This is a genomic window from Pyramidobacter sp. C12-8 (genome assembly GCF_002007215.1).
In the GTDB taxonomy this organism is placed as follows: Bacteria; Synergistota; Synergistia; order Synergistales; family Dethiosulfovibrionaceae; genus Pyramidobacter.
In genome coordinates this window covers 1-13933 of record NZ_MUHX01000008.1, presented here as the reverse complement: position 1 = coordinate 13933, position 13933 = coordinate 1, and the positions used below count along the sequence as shown (strand labels likewise).

12 protein-coding genes are annotated in these 13933 nt (G+C 63.3%); 9 read left to right on the top strand and 3 right to left on the bottom strand.

Features of this window, described 5'->3' with window-relative positions; genetic code table 11:
* Positions 1 to 397 precede the first annotated feature (397 nt).
* Together B0D78_RS04400 and B0D78_RS04395 are read left to right on the top strand one after the other, a co-directional pair.
* The gene (locus B0D78_RS04400; protein WP_078015780.1) at positions 398 to 661 is read left to right on the top strand and encodes a DUF6290 family protein; all 264 of its coding nucleotides are present in this window, start codon (positions 398 to 400) and stop codon (positions 659 to 661) included.
* A gap of 5 nt (positions 662 to 666) precedes the next feature.
* On the top strand, positions 667 to 936 hold the full coding sequence (locus tag B0D78_RS04395; protein WP_078015779.1) for a type II toxin-antitoxin system RelE family toxin: 270 nt from the start codon (positions 667 to 669) through the stop codon (positions 934 to 936).
* Between the two features lie 93 nt (positions 937 to 1029).
* On the opposite strand, the gene B0D78_RS04390 is transcribed toward B0D78_RS04395, so the two are convergent.
* From B0D78_RS04390 to B0D78_RS04380, 3 genes are read right to left on the bottom strand one after another with little or no spacing between them, the layout of a single operon-like run.
* On the bottom strand, positions 1030 to 1635 hold the full coding sequence (locus tag B0D78_RS04390) for a uracil-DNA glycosylase (RefSeq protein ID WP_078015778.1): 606 nt from the start codon (positions 1633 to 1635) through the stop codon (positions 1030 to 1032).
* A 44-nt stretch (positions 1636 to 1679) separates the two neighbouring features.
* Positions 1680 to 2219, bottom strand: a complete 540-nt coding sequence (locus B0D78_RS04385) for a bifunctional adenosylcobinamide kinase/adenosylcobinamide-phosphate guanylyltransferase (protein WP_078015777.1) — start codon at positions 2217 to 2219, stop codon at positions 1680 to 1682.
* Between the two features lie 56 nt (positions 2220 to 2275).
* Positions 2276 to 6535 (bottom strand): DEAD/DEAH box helicase, encoded by a 4260-nt coding sequence (locus B0D78_RS04380; protein WP_078015776.1) that lies wholly within the window; start codon positions 6533 to 6535, stop codon positions 2276 to 2278.
* Positions 6536 to 6703: 168 nt separating this feature from the next.
* Between B0D78_RS04380 and B0D78_RS04375 the strand changes: the two genes are divergently transcribed.
* The 7 genes from B0D78_RS04375 to B0D78_RS12780 all read left to right on the top strand — a co-directional run.
* Entirely contained in the window at positions 6704 to 7975 is a 1272-nt protein-coding gene (locus B0D78_RS04375; protein ID WP_078015775.1) for a TolC family protein, read from the top strand.
* The gene (locus B0D78_RS04370) at positions 7972 to 9144 is read left to right on the top strand and encodes an efflux RND transporter periplasmic adaptor subunit (RefSeq protein WP_078015774.1); all 1173 of its coding nucleotides are present in this window, start codon (positions 7972 to 7974) and stop codon (positions 9142 to 9144) included. The genes B0D78_RS04375 and B0D78_RS04370 overlap by 4 nt, the downstream gene beginning before the upstream one ends.
* A gap of 1 nt (position 9145) precedes the next feature.
* Positions 9146 to 9844: an ABC transporter ATP-binding protein gene (locus tag B0D78_RS04365; RefSeq protein ID WP_078015773.1), complete on the top strand. Its 699-nt coding sequence runs from the start codon at positions 9146 to 9148 to the stop codon at positions 9842 to 9844.
* Between the two features lie 15 nt (positions 9845 to 9859).
* Positions 9860 to 11083: an ABC transporter permease gene (locus B0D78_RS04360; RefSeq protein ID WP_078015772.1), complete on the top strand. Its 1224-nt coding sequence runs from the start codon at positions 9860 to 9862 to the stop codon at positions 11081 to 11083.
* Positions 11084 to 11688: 605 nt separating this feature from the next.
* Positions 11689 to 11820, top strand: coding sequence for a hypothetical protein (locus B0D78_RS13475; protein WP_256385753.1), 132 nt, complete (start codon positions 11689 to 11691; stop codon positions 11818 to 11820).
* Positions 11821 to 12195: 375 nt separating this feature from the next.
* Positions 12196 to 13449 (top strand): ATP-binding protein, encoded by a 1254-nt coding sequence (locus B0D78_RS04355; protein WP_240496116.1) that lies wholly within the window; start codon positions 12196 to 12198, stop codon positions 13447 to 13449.
* 58 nt (positions 13450 to 13507) lie between these two features.
* Positions 13508 to 13933: hypothetical protein (locus B0D78_RS12780; RefSeq protein ID WP_168170002.1), on the top strand; the 426-nt coding region annotated here is incomplete at its 3' end.

Sequence of the window (13933 nt, the reverse complement as noted above, 5' to 3'; positions counted from 1 at the left end):
AGGGACAGTCGTATACGTGTAAAAACATTTAGAGTCAAGAAGTTTTACCTGTTCGGATACGAAATTACACTCATTATTAAAGATATGATGTAATATCCTATTGCAGTTTTCGGAAAGGAACGATAATATAACATTAGGTAAAGCCGACAAAATAAGAGAGATGACAGCGTATGCTTACCAAAAGAAAAGAGCTGCACTCATTACGGTTTCGCGCAGCACAGCGGAAGCGTCGTTATGACAACGCCGTACTTGTTGAAGCCTGTGCTGAAAACGAGAACGCGAACGAACTTGTAGCGCTTATGTGTAAGCAGATTGGAGAAAGCGGAGAATGAACCTTCGTCGTGGAGAAATATACTACATCGCATTCTCGTACACTCAAACAATGAGGTGACATATCATGCCTAATATTTCAACGCCGCAGGAAACAACAAGTATTGAAATCGCAATCCCTTCACAAACGCTCGTCTTTCTTCAAGGCTATGCAGCCGCGAAAGACCTGACAATATCTGAATGTATCGCGGCGCGTATAGCAGATTGGATAGAAGACGAAGAAGATCGCCAAGCCGCGATGAAAGCCCTTGCAGAATACGAAGCAGACCCAACGGTCTATACGCCCGAAGAAGCGCGTGCAGTTTGGGAACAAAGCGATAAGGAACGCTAATTCCAGTGTTGTATAAAATCAGCTACGCTAAAGCGGCGATTAAAGCAATGGCAAGACTTGACAGGCCAATTCGCGAACGTATTAGAAAATGGATTGAAGAAGAGTTGGCCTGTAAAGAAGAGGTGCAGCAAAGCGGCAAGAACCTGAAAGGGAATCTCGCCGGATTGTATCGTTATCGCGTTGGGGATTACAGAGTCATTGTCAAAATAGAACACGGCATTTTAACAATCTTGATTCTCGATGTCGGCCCACGTGGAAGCATTTACAAGAATTAGTATAAAAAAGGTCTCGTCTGGAATGCGCATTCCAGACGAGACCTTTTTTGATTTTTTTCGCGTCTTTGCGGCGGCTCCCGTCCGGCGGCGCGCTCAACCTCGCCCGGCGAGAAAGTCGCGCGCTTCGACCAGGTCGCGGAGCATTTTGTCCCACGGCGAGCCCTCGACGCGGCGCGGGTTGCGCAGCAGGTAGGCGGGGTGGAACAGCGGCCGCAGCGTCATGGTTCGGCCGTTCCACGCAAATTGATGAAAGCGGCCGCGCAGCTCGTTGATGCCGGTCCTGACGCCGAGCAGGGTCTGCGAAGGCACGTTGCCGACGGCAAGCACCAGATGCGGACGGACCGCCTCGAACTGGGCGGTGAGCCACGGCAGGCAGGCGGCGATCTCCGTCCGCAGCGGGGTGCGGTTTTTCGGCGGCCGGCATTTGCACACGCTGGTGATGAAGATCTCTTCGCGCTCCAAACCCGCCGCGGCGAGGATTTCGGTGAGCAGACGGCCGGAACGGCCGACGAAGGGGCGGCCGGTGCGCTCCTCTTCGGCGCCGGGCGCTTCGCCGACGATCATGAGGCGGGCGTTTTCGGGCCCTTCGCCGGGCACGTGATAAAAGGCGGAGCCGTCCTCGCGGACGCCGTCGGCCTGTCCCAGCGGACAGCTGCGACATTGGCAGACGCGCTGATGAAGCGCGCTGAGTGCGGACATGCGGATCCCTCCCCGGAAAAGTTCTCGAGGGTATTATACACGAATTATTTGAGCTTGAGCGGCAGCCCGCTGACGCACAGGTAGACCGAGGCGGCCAAGGCGGCGATGCGCTGGTTGAGGCGGCCGACGACGTCGCGGTAGCGCCGCTCGGCGATCCGGTCGGACGGCAGTCCCATGCCCAGCTCGCGGGTGACGACGATCACCTCGCAGGGCGGCCGGCGCAGTTTTCTGACGAACGCTTCGATCTCGGGACAGGTCTCGCCGGTGAAGCGGAAACTGCCGCTCGTCAGGTTGCTCACCCAGGCGCCGAGGTCGTCGACGATGCACACGCCGCCGCGGACCTTGTCGAGCGCCTGGTCGAGATGAACGCCCTCGACGATGGTTTCGCAGCCGTCGTCGAGGCCTTTTTGATAGAGCGCGATGTGCTCCAGCATGTCTTCCTCGGTGGAGGTCTGGGCGGAGACGATCGTTTTCCGCTCCCAGTCCTGCGCCAGTTTCAGCGCGAAAGCGCTGGCGCCGCTGCGCCATCCTCCCGTCACCATGCGGACCTGGACGCCCGAGGGCGACCTCCATTCGCTGTTCATGCGTAACGCCTCCTTCAATCGAAAATTTTTGCCGGCGCGGCGGACGCGCCGCTTTCTCACGCTTCGTCGCGGATCAGCGCCGCCAGCGCCTCGAGATCGAGCGAACGCGGCGTGTCCGCGCCTTCGAGCAGGCTGTCGGCGAGGCGGCGCTTGAGGCGGTGCAGGTCGACGATCTTCTCCTCCACGGTGCGGGCGGCCACGAAGCGATAGACGGCGACCGGGCGCGTCTGGCCGATGCGGTAGGCGCGGTCCGAGGCCTGGTCCTCGACGGCGGGGTTCCACCACGGATCCATGTGGACGACGAAATCGGCGCCGGTCAGGTTCAGCCCCGTGGCGCCGGCGCGCAGGCTGATCAAAAAGCAGTCGCCGCGTCCGGCTTGGAACGCGCGCACCAGTTCGGCGCGTCTGCCCGGCGGCGTGGCGCCGTCCAGATAGAGACAGGGCACGCCCCGTTCCGCGAGCGCCCGTTCGATCAGGCGCAGATAGTCGGTGAACTGACTGAAGATCAGGGCGCGATGCCCGCTTTCGCGCAGTTCGGCAACAAGTTCGAGCAGCGCTTCGAGCTTGGAAGAGGGGATCGCCGCGCCCACGCTTTCCGACACGAGCTTGACGGCGCAGCAGCAGCGGCGGAGCTTCATTAGCTGGGCGAAGATGGCGAAGCGCTTGTCCGCCTCCGGAGAGTTTCCGGCGGCGTCGATGGCCTCGACGGCGGACTGGCGCAGCGCTTCGTAGAACGCCGATTCCTGCGGGCTCAGTTCGATGCGGCGCGTCACTTCGGTGCGCTCGGGCAGGTCGTCGAGCACCTGCTCCTTGACGCGGCGCAGCAGGAACGGCGCGATCACCCGGCGCAGACGGCCCCGCGCGCCGTCGTCGCCCGCGGCGATGGGCGAAGCGAAACGCCGGTTGAAGCGCTCCAGCGAGCCGAGCAGGCCGGGGTTGAGGAAGCGGAACAGGTTCCACAGCTCGCCGAGGCGGTTTTCGACCGGTGTGCCGGTCATGATCATGCGGAAGTCGCCCTGCAGCCCCATGACGGCGGCGGAACGCTTGGTGGACATGTTCTTGACCGCCTGCGCCTCGTCGAGCACGACCGTGTGCCACCGTTTCTGCGCGAACGACTCCGCGTCGCTCTGCAGCAGGCCATAAGACGCCAGCACGACGTCGAAGGGCTTGAGCGTGGCGAGCGCCTTTTCGCGCCCGGCGCTGCGGTAATCGACGACGTTCAGCGTCGGCGCGAAACGCGCCGCCTCCTCGATCCAGTTGCCGCAGACCGACGTGGGCGCGGCCACGAGCGCCGGGCCGCCCTCGGCGCGGTACAGCAGCAGCGCCAGCGTCTGCACGGTTTTGCCCAACCCCATGTCGTCGGCCAGACAGGCGCCCGCGCCCCAGTGAGCGAGACGCGCCAGCCAGCGGAATCCTTCCAGCTGGTAGGGGCGCAGCTGCGCGCACAGCGCGCGCGGCGCTTCGGGCGCGAGATCCCTCGCTTCGTCGAAGCGCTCGCACAGCTCGCGCCATTTTTTGTCGGCGGCCAAAGCGCCTTCGTCGAACAGCTCCGCCACGGCCGCGGCGGCCAGCGCCGGCACGCGCAGTTCCTGCCCCTTGGCGTCGGTCAGGGAGTCGAGCGTTTCCAGGCGGCGCTGGAATTCCCGCGTCAGCGCCGCGAACTGCCCCGCGCCGACGGGGACGAAGCGGCCTTTGCGCTGCCGCAGCAGATCCATGAGCTGGCGCAGCGACAGCGTCAGTTCGCGGTCCACGGCGACGGTGCCGGAGAGCGCGAACCAGTCGGTACCGCCGCTTTGGACCGCGCCGAGCATGGCGCTTCCGTCCAGCTCGCGGCGCACGGTCATGGCGCCGCCGCGCGGCCATTCGACGGTCACGTCGGGGATTTTTTGCAGCTGCAAAAGCAGTTCGAGGCACGCGTCGGGAGCGGCGAGCTGCGCGCGCCCGTCGTCGGGATCGCCGTTTTCGGCCAGCGCCGGGCAGGCGGCGAAAAGTTCCTTCGTCTTCCGCGCTTCGGCGGCGAGGTCGCGTTTGACCTGCACGCGCCGCTCGTTCCCCGCGTCGTCCTTTTTCAGGCCGAACAGCGTCGGCGCGCCGCCGCCGGGGCGGCAGGACAACCCCTCGCCGCCGAACGGGTGCACCACGATCTCCGCGTTGAGGCCGTCGCCGCAGGGCGAGAGCTGAACGTGCAGGCGCGCGTTGGCTTCTTCGACGGGGACGCTCTGCGGCGCGCCCTCCAGTTCGGACTGCACGGTCACGTTCGCGGCCAGCCGGGACAGGATCTTCAGCGTGCGGGCGCGCGCTTCCTCGGGAACGAGCGCGCCCTCGCCGCCGAGAATGGCGAGGATGTTGAGATGCACCGGCGAAAAACGGGTGACGCGCAGCCGCGACGGCGACTCTTCGCTGAGCGCGTATTCGCGTCCCCGCGGGTTGGCGGGCGTCATGAGGATGCGGCAGCCGGACGGGACGGCGGTCACTTCCAGTTGCGGCTCGATTTTGACCACTTCGAGCGGCGAAAAGTCGTCGGCGCGGACGAGGTTGGGCAGCCCGGCGAGGATGTGCAGCGCCTGCATTCCGTCCAGCCACAGCTCCGACTTGCCGTAAGAGCCGCGATCGTACACGGCGTCGGCGACGCGGCGTTCCTGCTCGCTCAGGTTGGGGATGCGTTCCAGCCCGTTGGCGATGGAGCTGAGGGCGATCTCGCGCCCCTTGCTCCATTTCCCCGAGGCCTGCAGCGTCTGTTCGAGCGGGCGCACGGCGACGATCGGTTCGTCCTCCTCCAGCCACGCCGGTCTGGCGATCTCGACGAGCCAGAGGAGGCGGCGTTCGCCTTTCTTCCGGACTCCGCCGGCGTCGCCGGCGAGCGATTCCAGCGCGTCGAGGGCGCACTCCCACGGCGGACGCGGGCTGAACAGGTCGCGAAGCGGGTGCCAGCCGTCGTCCTGTCGGCTTGCCAGCGCTTCGCCGGCGGCTTCCAGCTCGCTGGCGACGAACGACATGCCGAGGCTGTTCAGGTGGAACGCCGCGATGCGGTAGAACGCCCGCCACGTTCTGGCCAGCCGGGGCGCGATCCAGCGCGCCGCCAGCAGCAGATGGCACAGGTCGGCCGCGCCGAGCCCGAGGGAGTCCATCAGCTTCGTGAGCCGCTCGTCGAGCGCTTTCTCGTCCTGGCGGGGGGGGGCGCACAGCATGGAGCGAACGGCCCTGTCGAGCGTCTTGACCAAATCGTCTTCGGCGAACAGCGCCGCCTGATTGGCGGAACTTCCTTTGGCGAGGACGCCGAGCGCGTCGTAAAGGCGCCCGCCGCGCGCCCATTCGGTGCGGTTGCTTTCCTTGTGCGCGGCGGCGGCGATCTTGTCGGGCGTTTCGCGCAGCGCCGCTAGCACCGGGATGTAAAACGGATCCCAAAGGTTGACGGGCGGCGGAGCCTTGCCGGCGCGGCGTTTGGGACGACGCGCCAGGCGCGCGTAGCTTTTGCGCGCCGCTTCGAGGTCGCCGCGCACCAGAGCGTCGACCGCCTGCAGGCGGTCGCGGCCGGCGTCGTCGAGCTTGGGCAGCAACTCCATCGCCTTCGCGAAGAGCCCGGCATGGCAGTACTGGTCGGCCAGCAGGGCCGCCAGCTCCGGAAAGTCGCCGGACCGGCAGAGTTCTTCTTCGGCGTCGGTCGCAAAGGCGCGCAGTTCCGGGCTCATTCTCGTCAGATGCAGCGTTTCGAGGAAAAAGGGGCGCATGACTTTCGGCAGGGCGCGAAACATCTCGCGGTCGAAGGGGTTGTTCAGCACCGCGGCGGCAAAAACGCTCAGGCATTGCTCTTCGGTGGCTTCCCCGCCGGCGAAGTCGAGCGCTCCCAGCTGGATGAAACTTTCGGAGTCGCCCAGATAAAAATATTTGCGCAGGAAGTACACGGCGCGCCAGAGCTCTCTGAACACCCGATAGCCGCCGCTGAATTCGGCGCGCAGCGAGGGCAGATGCAGTTTGCTCTCCACGGCTTCGCAATACAGCGCGAAGGAGTTCTCGCGCACCGTTTCGCGGGCGACCAGCTCGCGGATGGGCAGAACGACGGACCAGCCTTCGCCCTCGGCTCCCCGCTCGCGCCCCGCCAGCCCGAGCCGTTTCCAGCGCTGCAGCGCCGCCGCCGCGTCGAAACCGGGAAGAGTCGGCGAGATGCGGGCCGCTTTTCGGGAATGGAGCATCGTCTCGTACGCGCCCGCCGCGACGGGGCCGACCGCCGCCGCCAGGATCCGCAAGGCGTGCTTCTCGTCGCCGTCCGTCTTGCGGTAGAGAGAAAGCAAATTTTCCCGTTCGAAATCAAGCTGCACTGCGCGTCACCTGCCTTTTTCATCTGTCGTTATTATAGCCTTTCCGCGCGGAGTAGGGAATTCACCGGGGGGCGAACTGGTATTTTCGACAATGCCAAACGGAATGGGCGGCGCTAGACTGAAGCCAACGAAATCGGAACGGACAGATCATTCGACGAGGTGACTCACATGAGGAAAAAAATCGGCGCTCTGGCTTTGGGCGGCTGCCTGCTTCTGCTCGGCGTCCCCGCCATGGCCGGCGAAAAACTGACGCTGGCGCAGTGCGTCGAAAAGGCGCTGGCCTCCCATCCCAGCCTGACGGCCGCCGAAGGAACGGCGGAATCGCGCCATGCCGCCGCCTCGCTCTCCGCATCCGGCAGCCGGCTGAAAGCCAGCGCGACGGGTTCTTACGCGCGCAACGGTTCCACCAAGGGAGCGAACAGCGGCGGCAGCGACGGCGACTGGAGCACCGGCGTTTCGCTCTCGCAGACGGTGTACGACTGGGGCAAGACGAAGGCGTCCGTGAAAAGCGCCAAGCTCGGCGAAAAAGCCGCGCGGGAAACGCTGGAACGCACCCGCGAGAGCGTGGTCGCCGACGTGCGCGACGCCTATTACAGCCTGAACAAGGCCGTGCGCGACACGGCGGTGCAAAACGAACAGGTGAAAAATTACCAGCAACGCCTCGATTGGGCCAAATCCTACTATTCGGCCGGCGCCAAGGCCAAAATCGAAGTCACCAAGGCCGAGACCGACCTGGCCAACGCCAAACTCTCGCTGATCAAGGCCGAGTCCGCGGCGGAGCAGTACAAGGCCCGGCTCGCCTCGGCGATGGGAATGCCCGAACTGGAAATCGACGGCGTCGCCGACGAACTGGAATACGAACGATGGGACATCGCCCTCGGCGACGCGCTGAAGCGCGCGGCCGCGAACCGCGCCGACCTGGCCGCTCAGGACCTGCTGGTGGACAAGGCGAAGACCGACGTGACCGCGGCGAAGCTGAACAACGCCCCCGATCTGACCGCCAGCGCCGGCTACAGCTTCGGCGGCTCGGGATTTTACGACGACGACCAGTGGAACGCCAGGCTCAGCCTGTCGATCCCGATCGGCGACGGCGGCGAGACGAAAGCGCGCGTGGCCGGCGCCACAGCCGATCTGAAAGTGGCGCGGGCCAACCGCGACAAGCTGGCGCAGGACGTCGTGCTCGACGTGCGCCAGGCCTGGCAGAGCCTTCGGGAAAGCGCCGCTTCCATCGACGCCGCCCGCGCGGCGGAGCGGCAGGCCCGCGAAAATCTCGATCTGGCGCTGAGCCGCTACCGGGCCGGCGTGGGCGACAGCCTGGAGATTTCCGACGCCGTCGACGCTTACGCGCAATCGCAGACGACGCTGATCGCGAGCCTTTACAATCACAAGGAGGCGCGGCTCAGCCTCGAGAAAGCCATGGGGGAGGTTTCCGGATCATGAAACTGAAAAGGATCGTCACGCTTCTTGCCGTCGTCGCGCTCAGCTGCGGCGGCGTGTACTGGTACAGCGAACGGCGCGCCGCCAGCGCCGACGTGAGCTACCGCACGGCCGTCGCCGCCCGCGGTTCGCTGCGCAGCGTCATCCAGGCCACCGGCACCCTGAGCGCCGAGGAGACCGTCGACGTCGGCACGCAGATCAGCGGCACCATCAACGACATCTACGTCGACTACAACGACAAGGTCGCGCAGGGACAGCTCATCGCCGTGATGGACGACCGCACCCAGCAGGCCGAAGTCGACATGGCCAGGGCCAACGTCCTCTCCGCCAAGGCGGACTTGGCCAAGGCGAAGGCCACGCTGCTCAAGGCCGACCGCGACCTGAAGCGCACTCGCGAGCTGATCAGAAAAGATCTGATCGCCCGCAGCGAGCTCGACGCCGACGTGGCTTCCCAGTCGACGGCCAGCGCCGACGTGATGGCCGCGCAGGCGCGCGTGGCCCAGTACGAGGCCACGCTGCGCAAGGCCGAGATCAACCTCGGTTACACGAAGATCTATTCGCCCGTCGACGGCGTCGTCGTGGCCAAGAACGTGGAAAAGGGACAGACCGTGGCCGCCAGCTATCAGACGCCCAGCATCGCCGAGATCGCCCGCGACCTCAAGCAGATGCAGGTCGAAGTCAACGTCGACGAGGCCGACATCGGCAGCGTCAAAGTGGGGCAGGACGCCGAATTCACCGTCGACGCCTACGCCGACACGACGTTCTCCGGCAAGGTCACGCAGGTGCGCATCTCGCCCAGCACCAGCGAAAACGTCGTCAGCTACACGGTGATCGTCAAGGTCGCCAACGACGAAGAAAAGCTGATGCCCGGCATGACGGCCAACGTCTCGCTGGTCGTCACCGAGAAGAAAGACGTCCTGCTCGTGCCCAACGCGGCGCTGCGCTTCCGCCCCGTCGTCAGCACCGAAATCGCCATGGGGCCGCCCTCCCGCCGCGGCACCGTGGCCGCGGCGGAGACGCCCGGCGTGTACGTGCTGCTCGGCAAAAAGCCCGCCAAGATCGAAGTGGAGAAGGGCATCAGCGACGGCGACCGCACCGAGATCCTTTCCGGCCTCGAAGAAGGCGCGAGGGTGCTGGTCGGCTTCAACCTGCAAGCGGAAAAGAAGAAATAAGATGCCGCTCGTCGAGCTGAGAAACGTCAAAAAAAGCTTCCGCCTCGGCGGCGGGCAGGTGGAGATCCTCCATGGCATCGATCTCGTCGTGGAAAAGGGCGAATTCGTCGCCATGATGGGGCCGTCGGGGTCGGGCAAGTCGACGACCATGAACATCCTCGGCTGCCTCGACAAGCCCACGTCCGGCCAATATTTCCTCGACGGCTGCGACGTCTCGGAACTGAACCGCGACGAGCTCGCGGCGATCCGCAACAGCACCATCGGTTTCGTGTTCCAGGGCTTCAACCTGCTGCAGCGCACCAGCGCCGTCGAAAACGTCGAGCTGCCCATGCTCTACGCCGGCGTCCATGCCAGGGAGCGCCGCGAGCGCGCCGTGGAAGCCCTGGCGCGCATGGGGCTGGGCGAGCGCCTGTATCACGAGCCGAGCCAGCTTTCCGGCGGCCAGCAGCAGCGCGTCGCCATCGCCCGCGGCATCGTCAACCACGCCCCGATCCTGATGGCCGACGAACCGACGGGCAACCTCGACTCCAAGACCAGCGACGAGATCATGCGCCTGTTCCAGCGGCTCAACCGCGAAGAAGGCATCACCATCATCCTCGTCACCCACGAACCGGACGTGGCGGCCTTCGCCGGGCGCGAGCTGCTCTTCCGCGACGGCGTGATCCTCGAAGACCGGCTTAACGAACATCGGCGCACTTAAAAGGAGTGAACGTTCATGATTTCCCTCGTGGAGATTTTTCGTACCGCGCTGCGCGCCCTGCGGCGCAACAAGACCCGTTCGTTCCTGACGACGCTGGGCATCATCATCGGCGTCGGCGCCGTGATCGCCGCCTTCGCCGTCGGCGCGGGAGCCAACAAGGTGATCGACGAGGAGATCGCCTCCTTCGGCACCAACTCCGTCACCGTCATGCGCGAGCGCAACGCCCAATCCACCGGCGACACCGCCAAGTACCTGACCGAAGGCGACGCCGAGGCGATCGCCGCCAACGTCTCCGGCGTTGCGGCCGTGGCGCCCGTCGTGAACGCCAGCGCGCAGGTCGTCTACGGCAACACGAACTGGTCCACGGCAGTCTACGGCAGCACCCCGTCGTACGGCGACGTGCAGGGGTACGCGATCGCGCAGGGACGCAACATCAGCGAATCGGACCAGCGCCAGGGCAACAAGGTGGCCGTGATCGGCAGCACCGTGGCGCAGAAACTTTTTCCCCACGAAGACCCGGTCGGCAAGTCGATCCGCATCGCCAAAGTGCCCTTTGCCGTCGTCGGCGTGTTCGCCGCGAAAGGACAATCCACCGGCGGCTTCATGGATCAGGACGACTTGATCCTCGTGCCGCTGAAAACGGCGCAGAGCCGCCTCGTCAAGTGGGACAACACGCCCGGTCGCGTCGGCACCATCCAGGTCAAGGGCGTGTCCATGGAATCGCTTTCGTACATCACCAGCGAGATCACGATGCTGATGCGCGAGCGCCACAAGATCCGCGGCGGCCAGGCCGACGACTTCGCGGTGCGCAGCCTTTCGCAGATGCTCGAAGCGCGCCGCAGGACCACCAGCGTCACCTCCATGCTGCTGGCTTCCATCGCCGTCATCTCGCTCGTCGTCGGCGGCATCGGCATCATGAACATCATGCTCGTCTCGGTCACGGAACGCACGCGCGAGATCGGCATCCGCATGGCCGTAGGCGCCAAGAGCGTCAACATCCGCCTGCAGTTTTTGATCGAGTCGGTGACGCTGTCGGTGATCGGCGGCATCCTCGGCATCTGCCTGGGCGTCGGCGCGGGGTATGCTCTGGCCTCGGTCACGCAGGCGCCGCCGGTGTTCACGTTCGGTTCCATCGCGCTGGCTTTCGTGTTTTCCGCGGCGGTCGGCATCGGCTTCGGCTATTACCCCGCGGCCAAGGCCTCGCTGCTCGATCCCATCGACGCGCTGAAATACGAATGAGACGCGAAGATCAGCGGCGTTTTTGCGTAAACTCCGCTTTTTCATATACGCTCCGCAGAGTAAATCCTTTAAAGGAGACCAGCTATTAAAAGTCAAGTAGGAAATTCGAGCTCATGCCCGAAGTATTTCTAGCCGGTTGCCCGCGTGAAAAAGCCAAAGCGCCCCTGAAAACGGCATATTGGACAGAACTCAGACAAAACAAGCACGCGAACGAGCTCACACGGAAGCGAATTCACATGAAATTCACCGGCAGAAAATATGCTCGTCTGGCGCTGTCGGCGCTGGCGGTCCTGACGTTGGCGGGCGCGGCCTGCGCGCGCCCGGGGCCGGGATTCCACGGCGGGCCGCCGCCGTCTTTCGGGCGCGGTCCGGGCTTCCATCACGCGCCGCCCCCGCCTCGCCGCGATTGGCGTCCCGCCCCTCCGCCTTTCCGTCCCGGACCGGGCGGTCCAGGTTTTCGCCCTGCTCCCCCGCCTCCGCCACGGCGTGACTGGCGTCCTGCCCCGCCCCCGCCCTTTCACCCCGGCTTCCGCCCAGCCCCACCGCCCCCGCCGCGCCGCGATTGGCGCCCCGGGCCGCCGCCTCCGCCCTACTGGGGACGGAGGATGCCGCCCCCGCCGCCGGCCTGGCACCGTCCGCCGCCTCCGCCTCCGCGGTATTGGCGGCATCGCCGCGACCGGGACGACTTTCTCTTCCTGTTCCCGTTCTTCTTCGCCATCGCCGCCGGCAGCGACTAGCAGTCCTAAAACCGTATAACGTCACGCCCCCGGACCGTTTCGATCGGTCCGGGGGCGTGACGTTTGTTGTCTGTCTTGTGCTCTTTTTAAAAGAAGGATTATGTTCGTTAAGGCGGCTTTATTCATACCGCTGAGCGCGACTGTGGTTGGGGATTTACCGTTGCCTGTTCCCTCCTTTTCCTGAGTGAATATTCGGCGCTGAGAGGTTTTCATTTCATTCTGAATGCGATGCCTGTCAAAAATCATGTCAGGATGAAACGGCACGATGAAGGGACGAATTGCTTTTTCCTGAATGGAAGTCTATAATCATTATTGTAGTTATAACGGTTACGATATGACTTTGAGGTGAAATATATGATTAAACGGGATTTTTATTTGAACAAAATCGTTCGCGCCATGTGGAACGGAGAGATCAAGATCATCACGGGACTTCGCCGCTGCGGGAAATCGGTGCTGCTGTTCGAGCTGTTTTACGATTATCTGCTCAGTCAGGGCGTGAAGGACGAACAGATCGTCAGGATCGCGCTCGATCAGCGAAGGTTCTATCGATACCGCAATCCGATCGTCCTGTGCGAGTCTGTCGAGTCGCTGATCCAGAAAGAGTCGAAAAAGCGGTTTTATCTTTTGCTCGACGAAGTTCAGATGACTTCGACGACGCTCGACAGCGAAAGTGGCGGTATCTCTGTGACTGTCTACGACATGCTGAACGAGCTGAAAGCGTACAAAAATCTTGACATGTACGTGACGGGGAGCAATTCCAGAGGGCTGTCCAGCGACGTCGCGACGGAATTTCGTGGGCGGGCGACGCAGATCCGCGTTTATCCGCTGTCGTTTGCGGAATTATACTCGCATGTCGGCGGCGACGAGCGCGCGGCGCTTGACCGGTACATGCTTTATGGCGGGATGCCGCGCCTGCTTTCTCTCGATGATGAGAAAGACAAGAAAGATTATCTCATGTCTCTTTATAACGAGCTGTATCTGAAAGACATCGCTGAGCGCAACGGCGTTGAGCGGGAGGACCTGATGAACGGCATCCTTGATTATCTCGCCTCGCAGATCGGCTCGCTGACGAATCCGACGGCCGTCGCAAACGCTCTGACGAGCATGAGACGGGAAAAGGTGAATCCTTCGCTTGTGTCGAATTATATCCAGTATTCCCTCGATTCATTCCTGATCAGCGAGGCGAAGCGGTTTTACGTGAAGGGCAAATCGTATTTCAAGTACCCCAACAAATATTACTATACCGACCTCGGCCTGCGCAACGCGCGGCTGAATTACCGGCAGTTCGACCCGGGACACATCATGGAGAACGTAATTTACAATGAGCTTATCCGCCGAGGTTATTCCGTCGATGTCGGCGTAGTCAGCGACCGCGCTGGCGGAGGCAACGTGCGGAAAGAGATCGATTTCGTCGTCAACGATACGAACAGAAGGATCTATATCCAGTCGGCGCTGAGAATGGACATGGAGAGCAAAACTTCGTCTGAGCTCGCTTCGCTGTGGCTGACGAACGATTTTTTCAAAAAGATCGTGATTCGCATGGACTTGTTGCACAGCTACTATGACGAAAACGGGATTTTCCACTGCGCGCTTGGCGATTTTCTGCTGAATCGCGTCGAACTGTTCTGACAGCCGGGAAGGAATGGGAGATCCATGGTAAAACCGTAACAAGGAAAAAGACGTCGCGGTGCGCGTCGCCACGACGACGGACGGCGAAACATTTGTCACCGAAGGGGCAGGCGAATACGCGCACGACGATGAAGCGCGCTGCGTCGCCCGCACCGGAAGGAGCGAGGGCGGCGGGATTGCCGGGAGCGTCCTGTATATCGGGCGCGAAAAGCTGCCGTTGTACCGCGACGGCGAAAGTCCGCTTCGCCATCGCCGCCGGCTGGCGGCCCTAAAACCGCATAACGCCGCGCCCCCGGACCGTTCGATCGGTCCAGGGGCGCGACGTTTGCCGCCGGCCCTTCGAAAAGGCGCGTGCGCCCTGCGGACGGCGGCGGGGGCGGTCCCTCTTGTTTCCTCACTGAAATATCGCGCGGCAGATCCCGGGGAAGATCCGCGGCGCGGGCCGGGCGGAGATCCGATGTTTTTCATGAAGTTTTCTGTTTTT

Bases quoted from the DNA above. Each gene is read 5' to 3' on its own strand.
- B0D78_RS04365 (WP_078015773.1), top strand. From the start codon at position 9,146: ATGCCGCTCGTCGAGCTGAGAAACGTCAAAAAAAGCTTCCGCCTCGGC.
- B0D78_RS04360 (WP_078015772.1), top strand. From the start codon at position 9,860: ATGATTTCCCTCGTGGAGATTTTTCGTACCGCGCTGCGCGCCCTGCGG.
- B0D78_RS13475 (WP_256385753.1), top strand. From the start codon at position 11,689: ATGCCGCCCCCGCCGCCGGCCTGGCACCGTCCGCCGCCTCCGCCTCCG.
- B0D78_RS04400 (WP_078015780.1), top strand. From the start codon at position 398: ATGCCTAATATTTCAACGCCGCAGGAAACAACAAGTATTGAAATCGCA.
- B0D78_RS04375 (WP_078015775.1), top strand. From the start codon at position 6,704: ATGAGGAAAAAAATCGGCGCTCTGGCTTTGGGCGGCTGCCTGCTTCTG.
- B0D78_RS04370 (WP_078015774.1), top strand. From the start codon at position 7,972: ATGAAACTGAAAAGGATCGTCACGCTTCTTGCCGTCGTCGCGCTCAGC.
- B0D78_RS04390 (WP_078015778.1), bottom strand. From the start codon at position 1,635: ATGTCCGCACTCAGCGCGCTTCATCAGCGCGTCTGCCAATGTCGCAGC.
- B0D78_RS04385 (WP_078015777.1), bottom strand. From the start codon at position 2,219: ATGAACAGCGAATGGAGGTCGCCCTCGGGCGTCCAGGTCCGCATGGTG.